The sequence below is a fragment of the Tunturiibacter gelidiferens genome (assembly GCF_051013345.1).
GTDB lineage: Bacteria > Acidobacteriota > Terriglobia > Terriglobales > Acidobacteriaceae > Edaphobacter > Edaphobacter gelidiferens_A.
The window spans coordinates 4,379,127-4,401,643 of record NZ_CP132939.1 but is presented as its reverse complement, the minus strand read 5'-3'; the positions used below and the strand labels follow the sequence as shown (position 1 = coordinate 4,401,643).

Here is a 22,517-nt window from a genome sequence, read left to right as displayed (position 1 = left end):
GAAGAATCGTCACTAAGGAGAAGAGAATGGACCAGTTTCTGGTTGGCCTGGACGTAGGTTCTACAACCGTTAAGGCGATTGTGGTTGATGCCGCGTCTGACAAGACCATCTGGCAGGACTACCAGCGTCACGAGACGCGCCAACCAGAAAAGGTCCTCGAGTTCCTGCGCCGCATGGAAGCGGACACCGGAATCTCACCGGGTAATACACGCATCTTCATCACAGGATCTGGTGGGGGAACAATCGCCGAGATGATCGGCGCCAAGTTCGTCCAGGAGGTCCATGCTGTCTCACTCGCCGTCGAAAAACTTCATCCCGAGGTGTACTCCGTCATCGAGTTAGGCGGACAGGACGCGAAGATCATTGTCTTCAAAGACGACGAAGAGACGGGCCGCAAGAAGAAGATCCCATCGATGAACGACAAATGCGCCGGCGGCACAGGAGCGGTCATCGACAAGATCAACGCCAAGCTGAAAATTCCTGCAGCAGAGCTAGCGAATCAGGGATACCACGATATCAAGCTGCACAAGGTAGCAGGGAAGTGTGGTGTCTTCGCAGAAACCGACATCAATGGCCTGCAGAAAACCGGCACCCCTTCGGACGAACTGATGGCCTCGCTCTTTGAAGCCATCGTGCTGCAAAATCTCAGCGTCCTGACTCGAGGGCACACGCTTCGTCCGCACGTCCTTCTGCTTGGCGGCCCGAACGGCTTTATCCGCGGCATGCGCGAAGCGTGGCAGACCAACATTCCGCGCATGTGGAAGGAGCGCAAAGTCGAGATTCCCGACGGCATGACTCCCGAAGAGTTGATCAAAGTCCCTGAAAACGCCCAATACTTCGCGGCTCTGGGGTCGGTCGAGTTCGGTAAAGAGGAAGAGCCAGAGGTAGGACAATATGTTGGCGCCGACAAGCTTGTCTATTACATCGACTACGGTCGCGCAGAAGAGAAGGCCATATCAGGAGGAAAGGGCCTCGTCGCAGAGGACGCAGAACTCGTTGCCTTCAAGTCCGAGTACAAGAGAAAGAAGTTCACCCCGGCGGAGTTTCTGCCAGGTCAAGTCGTCTCCGGATTCGTCGGAATCGATGGCGGTTCCACTTCGACCAAGGCAGTCGTACTCGGTACGGATGGAGAGATTCTCTGCAAGACCTACCAGCTTTCAAACGGCAATCCGATTCAGGATACGATCGAGATGTTTGAGAACCTGCGAGAGCAGATCGAGAGCAAAGGTGCCACCCTCGAGGTGCTCGGCGTCGGCTCAACCGGCTACGCAAAGGACATCATCAAGGATGTGTTAAACGCAGATGTGGCGCTCGTCGAAACCGTGGCCCATACAGAATCAGCGCTGAAATTCTATGACGATCCCCACGTCATCGTGGATGTGGGGGGCCAGGACATCAAACTCATCGTCCTAAAAGACGGTCGCGTAAAAGACTTCAAACTAAACACTCAGTGCTCAGCAGGGAACGGATACTTTCTGCAATCGACTGTCGAGGGATTCGGCATGAAAGTCGAGGACTTCGCCGATCTGGCCTTCTCCGCAAAATCGATGCCATCCTTCGGCTACGGTTGCGCTGTCTTCATGCAGTCGGACATCGTTAACTTCCAACGTCAAGGCTGGCGCTCGGAGGAGATCCTCGCAGGTCTAGCAGATGTGCTACCCAAAAATGTCTTTCTATATGTCGCCAGCATCCCAAATCTGGCAGCTCTCGGTTCACGTTTCGTGCTTCAAGGCGGAACGCAAAATAATCTTGCCGTAGTCAAAGCCGAAGTGGACTTCATCAAATCAAGCTTCCGCGCCAACGGCAAAGAGCCGGAGATCATAGTCCACGAGCACTGTGGCGAATCCGGCGCAATCGGCGCGGCCCAGGAGTCTCTGCGTCTCTGGCGCAACGGTCGGCAAACCTCATTCGTCGGCCTCGAGGCTGTCGCGAATATTCGCTACCGCACTACGCGCAACGAAGAAACACGCTGCTACTTCTGTAAAAACAACTGCCTTCGCACCTTCATCGACGTCGATGTGACCGGACAACAAAACTCCGAACACTCTCACGCCCATGCTGTCCATGAAGATCGCGCCGCCACTCCGGCAGAAGTTGCGGTAGTCATGAACACTCTGCCGACGCTCGAACAAATCGAAGCCAATCTCCCTCCCGTCGAGTCTCACGGGTCATGCAGCACAAGTGGAAGCCACAGTTCTCCATCTGTGTTCAAGGCAAAGATCGAGCCGCTCGTTCAGATCCAACTTGCGCCTGGATCAAGCAAAGTGGTCGAACTACCAAAGCCCGCAGAATTCCAGCATCGTAAAACCAAAGTTCCTCTACGAAAAGGTGAACAGCGTCTGATCATCGCAACCTGCGAAAAGGGAACCGTCGAAGACCTCGACGAGATGAAGGACATCAAAGCCGACATCGACGAGATCAAAGCCGTCAATCCGAACTACGTCGACATCGCGGCCCACGATGTCTTCCGTCAACGTGATGTTGAAGTTGTCTCGGATCCATTGCCGTCCACCAAAGGTTTGTTCATCTCAAAGGCCACTAAGGAACGTGCCACCCGAATGACGCAGCGCAAAGACTTCCGTGTGGGCATCCCACGTCTTTTGAACACCTACACCTACGCGCCATTCTTCAACGCATACTTCACTAGCCTCGGGCTGAAATCCGAAAACATAATCTATTCCGATTACACAACGCCAGAGCTTTACCGCGCGGGCGCAAGCCGCGGCGCAATCGATCCCTGCTACCCGTCGAAGATCGGGATAGCACACGTCTACAATTTACTCGTGGTCAAGCACGCAAAGAAGCCTCTTCACGCAATCTGGTTCCCAATGTACGACGTACTGCACTCCCATCTCGTAAATCTAACCGGTTCGAACGCCTGCCCGACTGTGACCGCAACACCCGAGACGGTCAAAGCTGCTTTTACCAAAGAGAGCGACATCTTCGCCGAGAACAATGTCCTTTACCTCGATCCAATCCTGAACCTCCAGGATGAAAAAATCTGCGCCGACCAGATGTTCAAAACCTGGGGACCCATCTTCGGCCTCAACCGAGAAGAGAACGAGCGGGCCATCGCCGTAGGTTTCAAATCTCTGCACGAGTGCGAAACCGACATCAGGCGACAAGCGCGTGAGACGCTCGATCAGCTCGAACGCGAAGACCGCATCGGCATCGTCATGCTGGGCCGGGTCTACCACCACGACCCAGGCCTGAACCACGAGATCATGGAAGAGTTTCAGAAGCTCGGCTACCCGGTCTTCTCACAGAGCACCTTGCCTCTCGACGAAGACCTTCTGGATCGGCTCTTCGGAGAAGAGGTTCGTGCAGGTCTGATCACGCACCCACTCGACATCAGTGATGTGTGGAAGAATCGCTACTCGACCAGCACCAACCATAAGGTATGGGCTGCGAAGTTCACAGCACGCCATCCAAATCTGGTCGCCCTCGAGGTCTCAAGCTTCAAATGCGGCCACGACGCCCCTATCTACGGGGTGATCGAAGGCATCATCGAACAATCAGGTACACCGTATTTCTCCTTCAAAGATCTAGATGAAAACAAGCCTTCCGGTTCAATCCGTATTCGTGTTGAGACGATCGACTACTTCCTGCGTCGCTATCGCGAAGACATCATCAAGCGACGGAACGCGGAGTCCAACATCGAAACGCAGTTAGCCGCCTTCGAGCAATGCCTCCGTAGTCAAACAGGGAATCACTACGAGATAGCAGTTGCGGGAGATTGATTCCGGCCAATCAACTGATCTTCAGACCGATGGCCCGCAAATTCCCCCAGAAATGAACTAAAGCGGCCTGCCCGCCGCGATTTTGCCCAGATGCGCTCGGCAGATCCTGCACCTTGCAGTAAATTTGAGGTGTTGGTTCCAGCCACATTGAAGGCGTTCTGGTCATGGCACACAGACACACATGTCGCGTCGCCCTCAGCAGGAGAGGTCTATTCCTGTTGATGGCCTCTCCCTTGATGGGGAGGGGACAGACTGCAACACCTCAAACTCCCGCTCCGAATCATGCTGTTGTCGCCAGCTCATCGTCACCCCATGCAGGAGACGACCTGGATAGCTGCTTTGTTCATCGAGTAACCAGCCTTCCAGGAAGTCATCGGTTCGCAAGTGATTTTATCGAAGCCATAGCCAGCGACCCCGATCCTGACTCCGGCGATCCCGACGTGATTTGGGGTCTCACGGCGGACCTCAGCAGCGAGGTCCCGTCCCAGGATCGAGCCATGTACATCTCGAAATCTACCAATGGCGGCGCGACATGGACTCAGATCGCACGAGTGGACTCCAGATACTTCGATGCGCGCATCGGTGAGGGGCTGCGTAACGGCTTCGTAGTGTCTCCCGGCGGAACGTACTTTGTGATCACAACGCAACGGGGAGCCTTTCAGGTATTTCCTCAACCAGATGCCTCTGAGACTCTGGTAAAACCTATCGCCGGTCCTCGCGTTCCCGACGCACCTCCCAAGACTCCCATCCCCAAGAAGGCAGGTGACCCCGTAAGAGCAAACGTGGTCGAACTAACGGCCGACGGAAATCATCTCATCATCGGTTACGGCTACTTTGACCGCGAGCCCCAGCTCCTCCAATACCACAAAGACAACGACGGCTCATGGATCGAAGATGGGCCCATCCTTCATCTGCCAACCGAGATGGATCTTCTCTCCGTCCAGTTTGATGATTCCAAAAACTCAATCCAGGCTTCCTCTATGTGGGAACCGGCGATCAGGTCTACCTCCTCAACCTCCACTCCATGAAATGGAGCCGCGTCGATGGAGTCGGCCCGGATTCGGCGATACATGGAATGAGTGTTGTGGGCGGTCTCCATTTGGCTGCGTGCTGGGGAGTCTATAACCCTTCAGGCCCGGGCACCGTAAGAAGAGTAACCAACGCAAGGTTTCTCCTGCACAGAACTACAGATGAAACAGGTTCCAACGTTCGGGCCTACAGCATAGAGGTCGACCCGTCAAAACCAAACCGAGAGGTCGTGACCTCGCTCACAGGCGTCTACACAAGCCAGGACAGCGGCGAAAGCTGGAGGAGGCTCAACGATCTTCCAGAAGAGGAGTTCCGCTCCGCACATTTCAACTCCGACGGAACCATCCTTGTCTCTGGAATCGCAGGTACGTTCCTGGTCAATCCATTCTCAGAAGCTTGCTCGCCCCATCTTAAGATCCGACAATAAACAGCCCTATCGCGTTGCTCGCCTTCGAATCATCAGTTTCGCTTTCACAAGCAACATCTCAGCAAACAGAACACGGACCCTCCGGGTTCGATACACTTCGCGGTATAAAGATGCACTAGATGGGCAGCCTCTACAAAGCGCTTGGTGACAGATACCCAGGCTAAAATCATCTGCCAGAGTCCCGGGAGCATCCAGAATAGTGCGGGGATAAATCGCACGAGAGCGCGATGGTGATCAGCAGTCCACGTCAACTGCAGGGAAGAACTGCTCAACCGCCATACGGATCATCTCATTCGACAGACCAGAATGCATTCGACGGGGTTATCGAAGAATGCCAGGGGCCTGCTACATCGCTCTATCCTCAATGCTGATTTCCGGATCTCGACCGGCATGGCGCTTGTTCGGATCATGGCCTGGTGATCAGCGGTGCTTGGAGATTGCCGTGGAGGCCAAGGCGTCTCAGAGGAGAATGCCTCAGAACTTAACCTTGAGAGCAAACTGACCGAAACGACGCTCATCGTTCGCACCACCATTGACGCCACCTTTTTTGCCTGAATAGGGATGGTTGCGCCATCATAGCCGTAGTTGGCAACGTCGTTATTAGACTCAGTAATGTAGAGGTTATGGTGGTTGAAGATATCAAAGCCTTCTGCTCTCAGTTCGACCTCGATACCTTCTCTGATCAGAAGGCTTTTACTGGCCGCAAGGTCAAAGTTCCACGCGCCGGGGCCGGAAAACGCGTTCCGATGGGTCATTGCAGAGGGATATGGCCCGAAGTCGGATATTCCACCGAGACCCGGATTCCCGTAGCTTACGGCTGCGGGAAGAGAGACAAGGTCGTAGAGGTTCGCGCCGGAGCCATTCTTATCTATCGCTTTAGTGAAACTATAGTTCGAGATGGTTGTGCCCGGCGTATAGCGTGGTATGCCGACCCCGGCGCTGCGATTCAGCGAGTTGCTGCTATCTGAGACCGAGAATGGCGTTCCAGTGCGGACAGTGTAAATACCAGTGACCTCATATCCTCCCAGGAGTCTCCCGGCGAAGGAGTGGCTATTTTTAAACCACTGGGTTCTGTAAATCGGTGCAAGAACGAATCGCTGGCGAATGTCGAAGTCCGAAGCCCCATGGTCCAGCCCAGGATTGAAGGGATCGAGATAACCAAGATTGCCAATGCCATTGACCGAGCTATTGCTCTCAGAGAACGTCGAGCTCAGATTGTCTGTCGAGTGCGCGACAGTATAGTTCGCTGTGATAATGAGCCCCGTGCGTTCGAGATCTGTCATCTGAAAGCCGAGGTTCAAGCCGTTGTAGTAAGAATCTCCCTCGCTGCCGCGGTTATTGATCGACCCGTATTGATTGTTAAGCCGCGAGTAGATGAAGTTGCCGCTAGCATCCAGAACGGGGTCGCCGAGATAGACGTTCCCGGCGCCAAGCATGTTATATCCCTTCACGTCGTAAAGATGTGTCCCCCGTGAACCGACATAAGCGATGGATGCAACCATGTTATTCGCAACCTGCCTCTCGACGGTCAGGCTATAGAACTGCGTTGCCGCCGTACGAATATTTTCGTCTACATTTCTCAAGCTGGTTGGCGGAAGCGGGACCGTTCCACTGGAGCCGCCAATAGGACCAGCGTTGTTCGTCGTTATAGGTGACGGTGTCGTGATCTGGACCACAGCATAGTTGGGCGGATTCTGGATAACATTGAACGTTACATTTCCAAAGTTCCTCTCGTAGGCTATTCCGTATCCACCACGAAGACTTGTCTTGCCATCACCGTTGATGTCGTAAGCAAAGCCGACGCGAGGTCCAACAGTGCCGTACTGCGGATTCCACAATTTACCGATGGGACTATTAGGAACCGTGAACACCTGGCCATTGCGAATCTGCGCTTGAAGCGATGCACCTGGCCCGTAGTAGAAGTTGGCGTCGAGGTCCTGCTTATTATTGTGCTGGATCCCGTAGTACTCGTAGCGCACGCCATAGTTGAGCGTGAAGCGCGGAGTGAGCTTCCACGCATCCTGCGCGTACACCGCCCAATCCTTGAACCGGTCGCTGCGGGCAAAGTTGGGTTGCGACGCAGGCAGAGTGATCTGGCATTGCGGCGTCTGTACGAGATTCCCCGTCGCGTAGTCTCGTACACAAGGCAGCGCTCCTTGTGGGTCAACGGCGCCCTCAAAGATCGAGAGCGTGCCGTTCAAAAAGTTATCCAGGCCCGTTGGCGCGCTAGTACCGATTCCCTCAACTGCCTGCGCATAGGCGCCATAGGTGATGTTGTTCTGGATATAGAGCAATTGAGTACCGGCCTTGAACGAGTGTTGACCCTTCGTCCAATCAATGTCTTGGCTGATCTGAACAGTATTCTGTGGCCCTCCGGATGGAAGTCCTCCCGTTCCTTCAAACTGGCTGTAAAAGCCAGGAAACTGAACCAGATTCCCGCCGATCGTCGCATTGTTATAAAGAAACAGGGTAGGGGTGTTTTGTTGCGACGTATCGAACGGTTGACTTAACGTGTGACGAGTAAAGCTCAACTTCGTGCTGGACACCAGGGAGCCGGAAAACTCGTGGGTCAGGCCGAAGAGTGCGGCGTTGTCTCGCTCGGAAGCACCAACGTTATATTGCGAGTACGGTGTACTGAACATGGAGCCGTTTTCATCGAGCTCGTTGTAAAAGACATATCGCCCGTACATCTGAGTTCTTGGGGTCAGGTTGAAATCCACACGTCCAATCAAGTAGTAGGTATTCTGCGGATCGCCGCCCCCGGCGTTCGTCGGAGAAGTGAATGGAGCTATACCTAATACCGGTGTGTTGCCAGGCAACAGATCGAACGGTCCACCCGGAGTTGGAGTGACTCCCGAAGCCACGACGTCGTCCTTACTCAATGTCTGGGTAAAAGTTGGAGCTGGAGACCCATACTGCGTGAAGAAAGCCTGCGTCGCCGAATTGGATGCCGCCAGATACTGCGGCGTAGGCACCAGCGAGATCTGATTGCCCGCGCTACGCACCCTCACCCACTCTGTACTCTGGAAGAAGAACAGCCGGTCTTTCAAGATTGGTCCACCTACATCGTAGCCAAACTGGTTGCGCGTGTAGCCGCCCTTCGGCACACCACTTTGCGCATTCTGAACTGTATTGGCCGTATAGGCCGCGAGGCGATTAAACTCCCACGCTCCCCGTGAAATCGATTGGTCCCCGATTTGGTTACGACGCTGACGACACCGCCTGACGCACGGCCATACTGTGGCTCAAAGTTGCTGGTCGTAATGCGATACTCCTGCACCGCATCGATCGGCACCGTGACCTCAGGCCCGGTCACGTAGGAGTCGACATTCTCAACCCCATCCAACAAGATCTCTGTGCCACTCGACCGTTGACCATTGAGCGAATATCCAACGCCGCGCGTCGTGTCGTTCTGGTCGCCGGTAGTCTTTGTCGCGCCACTCTGCGCTACTTTGTCTCCAGAGCTTATGTTGCCGGAGATCGAGACAAAATCGTAGGGGTTACGAGTGAGGCTAGGCAGCTCCGAGACCTGGACACTGCTCACGATCTGCGACACCTCCTGAGTCTGCGTATTGACGGCCGTCCCGCCCTGATCGATCACGGTCACCGTCTGTTGCGCACCACTGAGAGCGAACTTTATCGGAACCGATGCGTGCCCACCAACCGTGACTTCGACCCGCGCCTCGAACCGCTGAAAGCCCGGAGCGTCCGCCCTGACCGTATAAATGCCGGCAGCCACAGGGGGAAACGTGTACTCGCCGCTATGATTCGTGGTCACCGTTCGTTCAGCGTTTGTCCCCGTATTCGTGAGCGTTACCGTCGCATCGGAGACGAGGGCCCCGCTTTGATCGACCGCTAATCCCGACACAATGCCGGAATCGGTCTGTGCTGTTAGCAGAGTTAGAGAAACAGGCAGAAAAAGCAGGACGAAAAGAATCGACGCGTGAACTGAAATGTTTCTGAGCATGACTGGACTCCCTTCAAGTGTTGATGCGCAGGCGACCTTCTGTTCCGACTCCGAATCATCGACATATGGAAAGCCTGAAGGCCCTCGTCCCGTTGACTTCAAGTCACACTTGAGTCACTCGTAGCGAAGGCAGTTACTGCTCGTGCCGCGTACTGTTCTGCACTCTCCGGGAGCATTGATCGTCTTGCAAAACAAACAGATTTACAACCCGCAGCCCGGTGCAGTGCATTATGTGCCGACACTTCCGCGGCCAACAACAGCGTTGTGACGAGCGTCGCGCAGAATGTGACAAACGGCAGAATCCGCGTGTCGATTTACGGGTGACGAATCTCCGCTCCGAGGACTGATGACCGATGGAAGACGTCGCCGAGAAAGGATTCAGTAGTTAATCTTGTAACTCGCCCCAGGTGCGTCATCTCTGATCCACTTCTTCCCGGGCTTGGCTAGCTTCGTCACTCCGCGCCGCTATCCGTCACATGTCCACTAGTCAACACACATTCCGGATGTATGGTTGCACCGTAAGTTCCTGTGTCGAGGCCAGTGACTTATTGTTAGCAAAATTATTTGGCGGAGCCGATAACTAATGTTCCGCCTCGCAGCGAAATTGCCAAGTAGACAAGGAGCGGCTCGATTGCATAGTTCCAATTATGTGACGAGTTGCTCCTTGGTGATGATCAACAGCATTCCAACGTCGTTGCAGTGCTCTTTACACGTGACGAGACCCCAATAATCGTCGGAACTGCGCCGATCACTTGCCCGTAATCCTGCAAGTCTACGTAGCGCCGGCTACGCTCCATGGGATCTAGTTAGTTGAAAGACCCCAGAGACATGGCCAGATCCCACAAGCTGGAGGAAATCATGGTTCGAATAACTCGTACCCCACTCCTGGTCTCCGGAAAACTCGTAAGAGCCCTGTTACTGGCTGTCGGCGTAATCCTACTTGCAGTTTACGTGGCTTCAGCAGAGGGAACAGATATCACTCAGCTCAAGGCAGATGCTCAAAAGGGCCACGCCCCTCAACAAATTGAACTGGCCGCGGCTTACTTCACAGGCAATGGAGTAACCCAGGATGCGAAGCAGGCCGCATACTGGTATCAAAAAGCCGCCGAAGCCGGAGATCCTGAGGCGCAAAATGAGATCGGCTTCTTCTATCAGGCGGGCATAGGTGTTCCGGTCGATCGGGCACGCGCTTTTCACTGGTACCAACTCGCCGCCGCCTCCGGCCTCACCAGAGCCAAAGTGAACCTCGGCGTAGTGTACGTATGGGGCCTCGGCGTCGCCAAAGATGAGGAGCTGGCCATGCAATTATTTCACGAAGCGGCCAGCAAAGGAGACGGAGCCGCCGCGGGCTATCTCGGCGACCTCTACTACTTCGGGATCGGTGTGAAGCAGGACAAAGCCGCAGCCGAAACCTGGTACAAAACCGGCGCGCAGCTGCACGATCCTGTCGCCGCTTACAACATCGGCACACTCTTCTCGGTGGATACAGACCACCGACACGATCTACGTAAAGCGGAGGCATATCTTCGCTCATCCGCTGCCGACGGATACATACCAGCAATTCATTCGCTCGGACTGCTCCTGGTCAACCATCCTGACCTTGCAACGTCTCCACAGGAGGGACCATCCCTGTTGGAAACCTCATCGAGCGCAGGCTACTGGAGATCTTCAGTGGTACTAGGCGCCCTCGCACGAGACGGTAAAGGGGTTCCCGTAGACAGCAAAGCCGCCTACCTCCACTTCCGAACCGCCGCTCTGCAGGGAGGAGAATCTGCAATGAGCTTGGTCAGATACGACATCGCGGCACTCACAAAAAAGCTGGGCGCTCAGCAGATCGGAGCTCTCGACTCGGACGCAAATACCTGGTATCGGGAACACCGCACGCCTCTCCTCTTCGTCTATAAAGATGGCGACAGGCGGCAACGCTTTCCCGCATCAGCACTTGCAGTCTCGGCGGCTGATCTGCACGCTGGTCAATTGCTCTATGTGCCAGTCTCCTGACGAGGTAGGAATAGAATGTGTGGTTGCATTCCTATTTCGTCCGTAAAGGAAGAAGGCCGAGGATGATTCCCTGAACCTTCCGCCGATAAGTCGCACGCTCACACAACCATTCTTCATGCATCCGGCGATCTTTGTGGGCGCGTCGGTCCTGCTGGGCACCTTGTTCGCCTTACAGGAGTTGATGACTATGCGCCTATGGAGTTATCGCATGGGCATAGGGATCCTTTTGCAGCATGGTGGGCGCAATACTTTTTGTGGGGTGTCATCTGCTGGTTGCTGTGGAGATGGTGCGGGCCCTGGATTCAACGAGCAAACGCATTCTGCATCTTCACGCAAGTACTTCCACTCAGCATAGTTACCAGTGTTGTGGAAGAGATGATCTGGGTCGCTTTCTTTCCGAATCTCCCACTCAATCGCCCGCACATGACGTATTGGCATAGGCTGGCGTTTCATTTGGACGCGGAGTTCGTCGACAACCTGGTCCTCTTCTGGTGTGCAGTCGCCTTGTTTCGCGGCATAGGGTACTACCAGAAATTCCGTGAAAAAGAGGCTGCGGCCGCTCAATTGTCGGTGCAACTGGTCCAGGCCCAGATCGCCACTCTCCGCATGCAATTGAATCCGCACTTCCTTTTCAACACTATGAACAGCATCTCCAGCCTCATGCGGACCGACGTCGCCGCAGCCGACACAATGCTGGAACAACTCGGCAGCCTCTTGCGTATCACCCTCGAGCGCGGCGAAGTGCAGTTCATTCGTCTCAATGACGAAATGGAGTTTGTGGAGATGTATCTCGCGATGCAGGAGCGCAGATTCACCGGCCGTGTACACCAGCAACTATGGGTACATCCGGAGTTGCATGATGCTCTTGTGCCTGCAATGATTCTCCAGCCGCTCATCGAAAACGCCTACACTCATGGCCTCTCCAGACTCGACCGCAATGGCCTGCTCCACATCGAGGCATCAAAAAAGATTCGCACCTGACGCTGAGTGTTCTCAATAACGGCGCAGGTTTGAATTCAAATCCGCCCAAATCCTCTGACGGCCAAGGCGTTGGTCTGGCCAACATTAAAAGCCGCCTGCAACTGCACTACGGAGATCAACACACATTTTGTATACGCGAGGTCGCACGAGATCAGGTCGAGGTAACCATAACGCTCCCACTTCAGTTCTCTGGTAGTCCAACAGAGACACTGACAAGGTTTGGTGCATGATGATCCAGGCTATCTTAGCCGACGACGAAGTCTTAGCGAGACATAAGCTGCGCCAGTTGCTTCGCGACGAGCCTGAGATCGAAATTGTCGGTGAAGGAGCGTCAGCTTCTGAAACGATCGACCTGGTACGGGCTACCGGACCGGAGTTACTTTTTCTCGATATTCGAATGCCAGGCATGGACGGCTTCGATATTATCGGCAAGCTCTCTGTCGGCAGCGACTCCGTTGTGCCCCGCATCATCTTCACCACCGCATACGACTGCTATGCGTTGCGTGCGTTCGAGATACACGCTGTCGACTATCTGCTCAAGCCCTTCACCTCCGAACGTTTGCATTCGGCAGTGCAACGTGCGTGTGAAGAGATCAACGCCTCAAAGCAAAATGCCGGGCGAAGCAACGGCCGCACTCAGAATCCACCCGCTTACACGACACGCATCGTTTTCAAATCTCGCGGCCGTATCCTGTTTCTTCCCGTCTCGGATATCCGTTGGATTGCAGCCGAAGAGAACTATGCGCGCATCTGTACGGGAGCAGAAAAGCACCTGCTGCGCGAGACGATGAGCCATCTGGAAGAAAAGCTTGATCCGCAGATGTTCCTGCGTGTGCATCGTTCCGCCATCGTTAATTTGCAGTATCTGAAGGAAGTGCGGACCGAACCTAGCGGAGAGTTCACGGTCGTGCTGGTGGATGGTCAAAAAATCGCGATGAGCCGCAGCTTTCACGCTCGCATTAGCGAATGGCTGGCTCGTAGTTGAGTGGCCTCGGAATTTTGTGCGGGACGGACGTTTTGCTCGAATTGAATTCGAACGATAACCATCCCACATCTAGCTCGGCCGAGGGAATACTTGCCCCCGAACAAGCTCTCAATCCGACCGAAGAGCTGACCGGATTGGCCGTATAAGTCAACAGTTGCTTCTACAGGAACTTCCGACGAAATACAACCCGTCCGGAAGCTATCCTAGCGCTGGGGTTTGTTATAAAGGTTATCGACCTTCTACGAAAACGAAGGTAGCGGCACTTTTCGCCCGCTGACGTCAACCGACGCCCCGAAGTAGCCGTAAACGTCACGTCACAGGCACAAGGGTAGTTAGCGAGAGCAGTGCCCGATACCTCCAAGAGGTCTGAACTTAAAGGTGAGATGAGCAAAGATTCAAAAGGGATCCGCGTCGGTCTTATAGGGTATGGATATGCAGGAAAGACTTTTCACGCCCCATTGATTCGCGCAACTCCGGGGCTTACATTGTCTATGGTTGGTTCGAGCCGGCCTGAGGTCGTGCTGATGGAGTTGGGCGGGGTAAGAGTGTGTTCTGCCGTCGAGGCGGCGATACATCCCGATGTCGATCTTGTCGTAGTCGCAACCCCTAATTACAGCCACTATCCACTTGCGGCGTCTGCGTTGTACGCGGGGAAGGATGTTGTTGTCGACAAGCCGTTCACTGTCACGCTTGCGGAAGCACGGTCTTTGGCAGAGATCGCGAAAGAACACGGCAGGATGCTATCGGTCTTTCACAACCGCCGCTGGGAGAGTGAGGTTCAGGCCACGCGCGAAGTACTCCAGTCAGGCGTACTGGGGCTAGTCTCACACTACGAGTGCCACATGGATCGTTATCGACCTCATGTTCGGCAGCGATGGCGAGAGAACGAAGGACCAGGCGCAGGGCTATGGTTCGACCTTGGCCCTCATCTTCTTGACCAGGCCCTGTATCTTTTCGGTCTGCCGCGGTCGATCAGCGCGAGCTTGGCAACCCTGCGCAAGAGCGGGAAAACCGATGATTGGGCTCATGTTCAGCTGAACTATGAGAGCATGCGTGTCATTCTTCATGCCTCGTTGCTGGTCTCGGGAGGTGGTCCGCGGTCTATCGTTCATGGAACGCGAGCAAGTTGGGCGAAGTTTGATGCCGATGTTCAGGAGACGCAGCTGAAGGCAGGCATGACGCCTCGCAGTCCTGGTTTCGGCTACGACCCGAATCCCGGAGTTCTGTACGACGGCGAAACGGGCGACCGCACGGAGATTCCGGTGCCGGTGGGAAACCAGCAGATGTACTATGCACAGATCAGAGACACGATATTGGGAAAACAGCAGTCGTCGATTCCAACCATCGATGCAATCGCAGTGATGGCCGCACTGGAAACAACCTTTCACTCCGCGGAGCAGGGGAGAGTGCTGCCGCTTCCGATGACTGCAAGCGAGGTTGCGCAATGGCGTCGAGCACATCCGGATCTTTAGATCACTCCTATAGAGCCCTAGACAACGCAAGGTGGCTGGAGTTGCGATGCTGAGCACGCTGCGAAATCACTCTCAAATACGGAAGGATCGTATACGACCTCAACGGAATCAGTGCCACACTGTGGACAGCAAAACCTGGTCTCAACGAAAGAGAGCGTACCGATCGGCACCTTCGCCCTGCGCCCCCACGCTAGACCAAGTACAGATACTGAACGTTAAATGTTTCAATGTTGGGTGATTTCCCAGCTTGCGCTTTCTAAGATTGGCACCGCCAGGATGCTATTGGGGCGACTTCGATGGCGTTGGCAATTAAATCAGGATTGGTCAGCGCGTCACACCTCAGAAGGCGATCCATCAATCGTGGTGCGGTCCTCAATCACGTGCTCATCGGTTGTCGGTTTTACAGCGTGGCGAGGTGCGAATTTGAAGCGGAACGAACCGCTCGCGTCGGTTCCACGAAGACACCTTTTGCAACTCAGCTTCACCCTTGTTCCATAACACTTAGTACCCCGTCGATGACGTTGGGTTGGCGGATGTGTCCTTAATTCCAGTTTCGGAGCAGACGTGGGTGTTGTGATCGCTCATGGACGGTGGCGGAGTCGTTGTCCCCCAGGTGGAGGGAGCGGAGCCCATAGTGAGTATTAGAGTTGCTCCGTCTTTGATCTGGGCATGGCGGAACCAGGCGTTCGGGAGGTCCGCTCCATTGAGCGTGGCGGATTGGACGTAGCGGTTGAGGCCGTTGGGGTCGAGGTTCTTGGCGATGATGCGGAGCTTTTTGCCGTTGGCGAAAGCGAGTGATGCGTCGGGGGTGCTGGGGGTGCTGATGAGGTAGACGTCCTGACCGGCGACGGGGAAGAGGCCGAGGGTGGAGAAGATGAGCCAGCTGGACATGGCGCCGGAGTCGTCGTTGCCGGGGATGCCGGCGCGGGTGTCGGTGAAGGCTTTTTCGAGGAGGAGATGGACGATGTCGGCGGTCTTGTCGGGGCGGAGGGCGTAGTTGTAGAGGACGGGGATGAGGAAGCCGGGCTCGTTGGTGACGTCGAAGTGGCGGCGGACGAAGATGTTGTCGAGGCGGTGGACGAAGGTCCTCGTTGCCGCCGGCCATGTCGATGAGGCGGCGCATGTCTTGCGGGGCGTAGATGGAGTAGGTCCAGATGTCGCCCTCGTAGAAGAAGTCGGGCCAGGTGCCGCGGACCACGAGGTAGGGTCGGCCCAGGTGCCGTCAGGGTTGCGAGGGCGGAGGAAGCCGTGGAAGCCTTCGGCGGTCATGTCCCTGTCCCAAAGATGCTCGAAGTTGTGCGTGCGGCTGGCGTAGAGGGCGGCCTCTTTTGGTGGCCGAGACCGCAGGCAACTTCGGAGATAGCGAAGTCGTCGTAGCTGTACTCGGCGATGCGGGAGCCGGAGCGTTCGTCCGCGAGGGTGATGTAGCCTTTTTCGTTGTAGTCCTTGAGGCCGCCGCGACCTTCTTTTTGTGCGTTGGCGGGAGGGACTTCGGCGTCGTGGACCATGGCGGCGAATGCGATCTCGTAGTCGATGCCTTTGAGGCCCTTGACGTAGGCATCGGCTACGACGACGTTGGCGTTGGAGCCGCCCTGGGTGCGGCCGTTGTCGTTGCCGCTGCGGGCGTCAGGCATGTAGCCGGTGTGACGATAGATATCGATGAGGGAGCGGATGATGTCGCGCTGGCGGTCGGGGGAGATGAGGGTTAGGAGTGGGCTGGAGCTGCGGTAGGTGTCCCAGATGGCGTAGTAGTCGTCGTAGTAGGGCTCGGTGGATTGCCAGTCGGGGTTTTCACCGGTGCGATCGGTGGGCATCAGCATGATGTGATACATCGCGGTGTAGAGCTGGCGACGCTGGGAGTCAGTCTCGCCGGTGAGGCTGAGCTTTGCTAGCTCGGTGTTCCAGAGGGCGGTCGCGGCGGAGTGGGTGACGGCGAAGTTCCAGGTGGGGATCTCTTGTTGGACGTTTTGTTTTGCTTGGTCGGCGCTGATGAAGGAGATGCCGACTTTTGCCTGGATGATTTGGTTGGCGTGAGTGGCGAAGTTGAAGGTGGCGCCGATGGGTGTGTCGGTAGTGACGATAGCGTCCTGCGCGGTGGTGAGGGTCGTGCCTGTCCAGGTTTGTGTGGTGGTAGCTGGCGTGTCGAGGACCATATAGTAGTAGACCTTGTACTCGCCGCCCTTGTTCCAGCCGCCCGTGAAGCGGGCGATGCCTTGCGCTTCGTGATTGCTGGTCAGGTGAATCTCGGCGCCGAGGAAGCGCTGGGACTCGGAGCCGGGGCCGAGGTCGAGCGCGTGGGCTACGTTGATGGTGAGGTGGGATTGCCGTGAGGCGGGGAAGGTGTAGCGATGGAAGCCGACCCGGCGGCTGCTGGTGAGTTCGGCTTTGATCTTGTAACGCGATAGGTTCGCGGCGTAATAGCCGACCTGGTTGACCTCGTCGGTACGAGGGGACTTGATGTCGTCGAGGCTGAGCGGGCCGGTGACGGGGGCGACGAGGATGTTGCCGTATTTGCCCTGCGCGCCGCTGAGGTGGAGATGGGAGAAGCCGAGGATGACGCCGTTGCTGGAGTAGCCGAAGCCGGAGCGGCGGCCGTCGAAGGTCTCCATGTCGGGACCGAGTTTGACGAGGCCGTAGGGGATCGCAGAACCGACGAAGGTGTTGCCGCCCCAGTCGACACCGATGAAGGGATCGACGTCGTGAGTGTAGTCGGGCGTAATTTTTTGCGCGACGAGTGGGACTGCAAGCAAAAGTGCGGTGAGGAAGAGGTGGATCGAACGCCGGATGATGGAGTGCACTGCTGCTTGCATAAGGATCGGTCCCTTGAATGTCTCAACTGCGCGTAAAGATTTGTTAGGCGAGTGGGATCTGCTGGCTGGCCCACTCGCGTCCTGCTGTAATGGTAGAGCGCTTAGAAGGAGTAGCGAAGGCTGGCCTGCATTGCTCGCTGACCGGTCTTGCTGGTGACTTTGCCGAAGGTGGCGTCGGTGTAGGTTGAGTCCGGTGCGGCCCAGTTGGGGTGGTTGGGGAAGTTGAAGGCATCGAAGCGGAAGGAGAGTGCTTGACCTTCAAAAGTAGCGAAGCGCTTTTGCAGACTTGCGTTGAAGCTCGCCTGACCGGGACCGTAGATCAGGTTGCGATTGTGCTGCGAAGTGAACGTTCCGGCTCCCGGAAGTGAGAAGGCGCTGGCGTTGAACCACGAGTTGTTGTCTTTGCCAACTGAGAACTTTCCGTTGCCGTGGAGCGTGGCGCCGGGAGCGATCTGAAGGAACTGTCCCTGAAAGCCTGCGCCGACGCCAGCGATGTCCTGGCTGGTTGCGACGTTGAAGGGCCCGCCGGTCTGGAACTGATAGGCCTGAGAGAGCTGCCAACCGCCGAGAGCTTCGTTGGCGAAACGGCTGCTGCTGCGGAAGGGGATATGGTAGACGGAGTTGAGGACGAGGACCTGACGTAGATCATAGTCCGCCGTGCCGCAGAGGCCCTTCGGATCGTCTGCGTTGGGCAGGATGTTTTTCTGGAATGAGCCGCAGTCGCGGGAGTGAGCGTAGGTGTACGCGACTCCGAAGCCGAGGCTGTGACTGAAGCGATGATTTATGTCGATCTGCAGTCCCTGGTAGAAGGCCGTGTCGCCTTGATAGACCTCAGTGATGGCAGCGTAACCGAGATAGGGACGATGAGCGTTGACACCGTTCGTGCCGAAGGCCTGCGCGGTTCCGATGGGCGCTTGGTTCACGTCGGATTCAAACTGCTGATGTAAAGAGTGGCGTCCTACGTAGGAGACGTCGGCTACTGTATCAAAACCGAGATCTCGCTCGACGGATACGTTCCAGATATAGGCTTCGGGCTGCGGGGATTGCTGGCTGATGTCGCCGGAGAGCGTTGGGAAGGAGCCGGTGCCAATTGCAGTGCCGGCGGGATTGTCTACGCTGCCGCCTGTGATTGAGACCACCTGCTGCAACGGTGCGAAGCCGCCGAGAAATACGTTGTCGGAGGTACCCTGACGGCTGGTGTAGCGTCCGAAGCCAGTGCGAAGAACCGTCTTGTTGTTGAGCGAATACGCCACGCCGACGCGTGGCTGGAAGAGGAACTTCTGCACGTGAACGTAGCCGCGCGGCAGATTGTGGAAGAGGTTGTTGTACTGTCCAGTCACGGCGATGGGAACGTGTGCGTTTGCGCTGGCGGGGAAGCCGTTGCCAAAGAGAACGGTTCCGTTGAGCGGGTCGCCGCTGCCAGCTATCGGATCACCCGTTGTTGGGTTCACCTTTACTGCAGTAGTAGAGTTGTAGAAGGCGGGGTCGAAGGTTCCGGCGTTGTTCCAGATGCTGTAGAAGGGGTGAATGCTGGTATATCGCATGCCGAACTCGAGGTGCAGTTTCGACGTAGCCTTCCAAGAGTCCTGCGCGAAGAACTCGAACATGTTGGCTCGGCTAGGAGTCTCGTTGCGTGGACCAATCTCAGAGTAGGTGTTGAAGATACCGAGGGCCGCGTCGGCAAGATCGTAGCCGGTGCCATTGGTGTTGGTGCTGGAGAAGTCGAACTTGCCGTTCTGGTTGTTGGTCTGTCCGGGAGTGGAGTTGGCGAAGGCGATCTGGTCGTCATCGTTTTCGCCAGCCCGCTCAAAGAGGGCGCCCCCGCGCACCGTGTGGTTGCCGATGATGCGTGTGAAGGTATCGGCGAAGTCAAAGATCTCGCCCTGAGAGTGAGAGGGGTAGGTGCTGCCATCGAGTGTGGTGATGCCAGTCGTATCAAACGCGATGGTGGGAATCTTGTTTGGGAGATCTTTGCCTGCAGGAAAGAGGTACGGATAGTTGATGCCGTATGCCGTACGGTTGTAGGTGCCCGTCGACGTGTCGATGCTGAGGCGGGCGGCGTCGTGGCTGGCGGTGAAGAGAAATTCGTTGGTGGTGCTGGGACCAAAAGTGTGCACATAGTCGAGCGAGCCGGTCTGGTTGGGACGGCTGTAGATGCGCGGAACGATGTCGTAGTTCGAGGTCGCGAATGGGTTCACCTCATGATAGTAGAAGTGAATGAGGCGGAAGCGGATGTAGTCTTTCTCGGTTGGTAGGATGTCGAGATTGCCGCTGTCGATCTGCTGCTGGATGGGATAGTGCGCTGTCTCGAGCAGGTTGGCTGCACCGAGTTGAAAGCCTGGCGTCGGCGTGGGGAAGGCATTGAGCAGACCTACGCCATTTGGGCTGAGACGATTTTTGGGGATGATGTTGCCGGGAAAACAGCCGGGGCCGCCGGCCTTCCAATCGCATGGAAGACCGGACATGGGGTCTTTGATGTGCTGCGCGACGGAGCTGAAGTCGCCGTTTCGGAAGGCTGCGTTGGGGACGGTATCGGTTTCGGTGGAGAGCGAAGGATCGCGCACGAAGGCCTCGGAGTAGAGGAAGAAGACCTTGCCCTTGAGCAGAACGTGCGGGATGTAGAGAGGGCCGTCCAAGACAAAGCCGAACTGGTTGTAGGTAAAGGGCGCGACCTTGTTTGTTTTGAGGGCTTCGGGGTAGTTAGGGTTTGCGTTGTTGGCGTTCGCGTTGCGGACCCACGTGTTGGCGTTGAGGACAGGGTTCTGAAAGTACTCGTAGGCGCTGCCGTGGAAGTGATCGGTGCCGCTTTTGGTGATGATGCGGATCTGACCTCCGATGGAACGGCCGTACTCTGCAGGGTAGTTGGTTGAGAGGACCTGGACCTCTTCAACGGCGTCGAGGTCCGGTGTGCCAACGGAGTCGCCACTGGCGCGGATGCGGACGGCGACGGCGCCGTCGTAGGTGAGAAGGTTGTCGCGCTCGCGGGCTCCGTTGATGTTGATGGCGCCGAGGCCGGTGCTGAAGTTTGAGGAGGAGACGGTGCTGGTAGTACTGGTGATGCCAGCCTTGGTGAGTGCGAGATAGATTGGGTTGCGGCCGTTGAGCGGAAGATTGTCGGCCTGGCTGCTGGTGATGACGCGGCCGAGGGTGGAGCTGTCGGCCTGCAGAGCCGTCTCGTTCGCGGTGATTTCGATCGACTCGTTGTCTTTGCCGACGACGAGGGAAATGTTGACCGTTGCAGTGATCGCGGGGTCGAGGTTGTTGTTCGTTCTGGAGACCGTGTCAAAGCCCGGCGCCACCACCTTCACGGTGTATTTGCCCGGTGCAAGACCAGCGATGGTGTAGAAGCCGGATTTGTTGCTGATGGTCTGGTGCTCGGCGCCGGTCTGCTCGCTCAATACGGTGATGGCTGCTGCACCGACGGCTGCTCCGGAGGGATCGGTGATGACGCCTGCGATCGAGGAGTTGTCGGACTGGGCGAGTAGTATCGCCGGGCTGATGGCTGCGATGCCGATGAGTAGTGCGATAAGCAGCAGACGGGAGGCACCGGCGAGATTGGGTGCGAACCTCGTCAACCTTGAAGGTGTCGATTCGTTAGGAGTGGATGATGTAGCTTGCGTTTTTGACACACGTGCCTCCTGGCGAGAACGTAAGAGTCTGTTGAATTAGAGCGTTAGGGGAGCGGCCTCCCAACTGGCGCGGGAGGGGAAGGCAAATAGTTTGCTAAAATTCAGCGTCTTATTTCATTGAAGGCTCAAGCAGCGAATCGACACATTCAGGTGGCGCGGTTATTGGATTACAGCGAGCGACCACACCATGCCGGAGGCCGACGAAGAATCCAATCCAACGCGAGGGCTCGGAAGATGGGTAGTCGGTGCTCAACATCTGTGCGCCGCTGGAGAGAGCGATGTCCGCTCGGGTGTGGTCGTTGGTGCGCGCGGCTTCGGTCCCGTCGTCGGTGCGGGTGCGGATGAGATATCCCTGGCGGGCTAGGACGTCGATCTCGGCCTTCGTACCATCATTTTCTTCGGTGAAGGCTGCGTCCGGTGAACCAGGTGCGGCGTTTGTGAAGATGAGGCGACCACGAAGAGAAGCATGTCCCTGTGTGTATACCGGGCCTACGTTGCGTTGGTCCATAAGAAAGATAACCTTGCCGCGAGAGTTTAAGAGCGTTGGCCAGCCGCCGGTCTTCTTGTTGGAAGCGGATGGAGCAGGGCTGGTGGCTTGAACGGCTTCGAGCAGTGTGTCGTAGCTGCCACGAACCTGGTCTGGTGTGATCATCTCGTCGGAAGAGAAGACGGAGCGGATTTCGGCGTCGAGCGCGTCGAAGGTCTCAGAGGTGAACGGCTCCGGCATGTGGGCTTGCGGTGCTGATCCTTCACGGCCCTGCTTGGTTTCGACCAGAATGAAGATGGGTAGATGCTGCGGATGCTGTTGCGACCAGCCTCGAATCATCGTGAGGCAGGCGATGAAGGTGTGGCAGGAGCTGCGCTGGTCGACATCCATGACATGCATCACTTTGAAGCCGGGCTTGTCCATCTCATGGTGCGGATCGAAGTCGGGATCGGCCGGAAGTCCCGCCTCTGCAACTTTGCCGACGATGGCTGGATGCGAGTAGCGGCCGCCCTTCGAGTCGGCGTAGATGTCGATCTCAAGCTGACGCACGCCGCCGGTCATTTGATCGGTCAAGGGAGCATGAGCATAGTCGAGCGCACGCATCGCCTTCGGGTTCTGCTGCTCGATGAGCTTGCGTTCGCTGGGGGCGATGCCAGAGTGGTAGCTGTTATGACTCCCGATCACCTGAATCTGATTGATACTCAGCTTTCGATCCTGCTCGACAACAGTATTTTGTTGTGCGAGGACGCTCAGTGGAAGCACGATCATGAGTGGAAGTGCCGCTCGAAAATTTGTCATCTTGTCTTACATCCTTCTACGACGGTCGGAGAGCAGGCTGCCCGATGATACGGAATCGGGGATAGCATGTGGCACTGGCCGCCGGTCCATTGATTCTTTTCCTTGTTGAGATTTCATCTTCCTCTGCCTCTAGGTTCTTCGTCAGGGGGATCCACGGTGTAAAGGACGGAGTACACATGGAGGTGATAACT

General features: G+C 56.2%; 11 protein-coding genes and 1 pseudogene. 7 read left to right on the top strand and 5 right to left on the bottom strand.

The window, feature by feature from the left end; all coding sequences use genetic code 11:
* The first annotated feature begins 26 nt into the window (after positions 1-26).
* The 3 genes from RBB80_RS22045 to RBB80_RS22035 all read left to right on the top strand — a co-directional run bounded on the left by RBB80_RS22045 (position 27) and on the right by RBB80_RS22035 (position 5,196).
* The gene (locus tag RBB80_RS22045; RefSeq protein ID WP_433964514.1) at positions 27-3,740 is read left to right on the top strand and encodes a BadF/BadG/BcrA/BcrD ATPase family protein; all 3,714 of its coding nucleotides are present in this window, start codon (positions 27-29) and stop codon (positions 3,738-3,740) included.
* A gap of 218 nt (positions 3,741-3,958) precedes the next feature.
* Entirely contained in the window at positions 3,959-4,768 is an 810-nt protein-coding gene (locus RBB80_RS22040; RefSeq protein WP_433964513.1) for a hypothetical protein, read from the top strand.
* The gene (locus RBB80_RS22035; protein WP_433964512.1) at positions 4,723-5,196 is read left to right on the top strand and encodes a hypothetical protein; all 474 of its coding nucleotides are present in this window, start codon (positions 4,723-4,725) and stop codon (positions 5,194-5,196) included. Before RBB80_RS22040 ends, RBB80_RS22035 begins: the two co-directional genes overlap by 46 nt.
* A gap of 284 nt (positions 5,197-5,480) precedes the next feature.
* Here RBB80_RS22035 and RBB80_RS22030 read toward each other — a convergent pair whose 3' ends face one another.
* A complete protein-coding gene (locus RBB80_RS22030; protein WP_433964511.1) occupies positions 5,481-8,303 on the bottom strand; it encodes a TonB-dependent receptor domain-containing protein in 2,823 nt (940 codons plus the stop codon).
* Positions 8,258-9,163 carry a carboxypeptidase regulatory-like domain-containing protein gene (locus RBB80_RS22025; protein WP_433964510.1) on the bottom strand — a complete coding sequence of 302 codons (906 nt, stop codon included), beginning with the start codon at positions 9,161-9,163 and terminating at the stop codon, positions 8,258-8,260. The genes RBB80_RS22030 and RBB80_RS22025 overlap by 46 nt, the downstream gene beginning before the upstream one ends.
* A gap of 858 nt (positions 9,164-10,021) precedes the next feature.
* On the opposite strand from RBB80_RS22025, the gene RBB80_RS22020 reads away from it, so the two are divergent.
* The 4 genes from RBB80_RS22020 to RBB80_RS22005 all read left to right on the top strand — a co-directional run bounded on the left by RBB80_RS22020 (position 10,022) and on the right by RBB80_RS22005 (position 14,602).
* A complete protein-coding gene (locus RBB80_RS22020; protein ID WP_433964509.1) occupies positions 10,022-11,164 on the top strand; it encodes a tetratricopeptide repeat protein in 1,143 nt (380 codons plus the stop codon).
* Positions 11,165-11,539: 375 nt separating this feature from the next.
* Complete coding sequence (locus RBB80_RS22015) at positions 11,540-12,145, top strand: sensor histidine kinase (protein ID WP_433964508.1); 606 nt, start codon at positions 11,540-11,542, stop codon at positions 12,143-12,145.
* A gap of 226 nt (positions 12,146-12,371) precedes the next feature.
* Complete coding sequence (locus RBB80_RS22010) at positions 12,372-13,130, top strand: LytR/AlgR family response regulator transcription factor (protein ID WP_433964507.1); 759 nt, start codon at positions 12,372-12,374, stop codon at positions 13,128-13,130.
* Positions 13,131-13,513: 383 nt separating this feature from the next.
* Positions 13,514-14,602, top strand: a complete 1,089-nt coding sequence (locus tag RBB80_RS22005; protein ID WP_433964506.1) for an oxidoreductase — start codon at positions 13,514-13,516, stop codon at positions 14,600-14,602.
* A gap of 501 nt (positions 14,603-15,103) precedes the next feature.
* On the opposite strand, the pseudogene RBB80_RS22000 reads toward RBB80_RS22005, so the two are convergent.
* From RBB80_RS22000 to RBB80_RS21990, 3 genes and pseudogenes are all read right to left on the bottom strand, one after another.
* Positions 15,104-17,412: pseudogene (locus RBB80_RS22000) on the bottom strand (GH92 family glycosyl hydrolase).
* A 101-nt stretch (positions 17,413-17,513) separates the two neighbouring features.
* Positions 17,514-21,041, bottom strand: coding sequence for a carboxypeptidase regulatory-like domain-containing protein (locus tag RBB80_RS21995; protein WP_433964505.1), 3,528 nt, complete (start codon positions 21,039-21,041; stop codon positions 17,514-17,516).
* A 109-nt stretch (positions 21,042-21,150) separates the two neighbouring features.
* Positions 21,151-22,326: a phosphatidylinositol-specific phospholipase C1-like protein gene (locus tag RBB80_RS21990; RefSeq protein ID WP_433964504.1), complete on the bottom strand. Its 1,176-nt coding sequence runs from the start codon at positions 22,324-22,326 to the stop codon at positions 21,151-21,153.
* Positions 22,327-22,517: the final 191 nt, after the last annotated feature.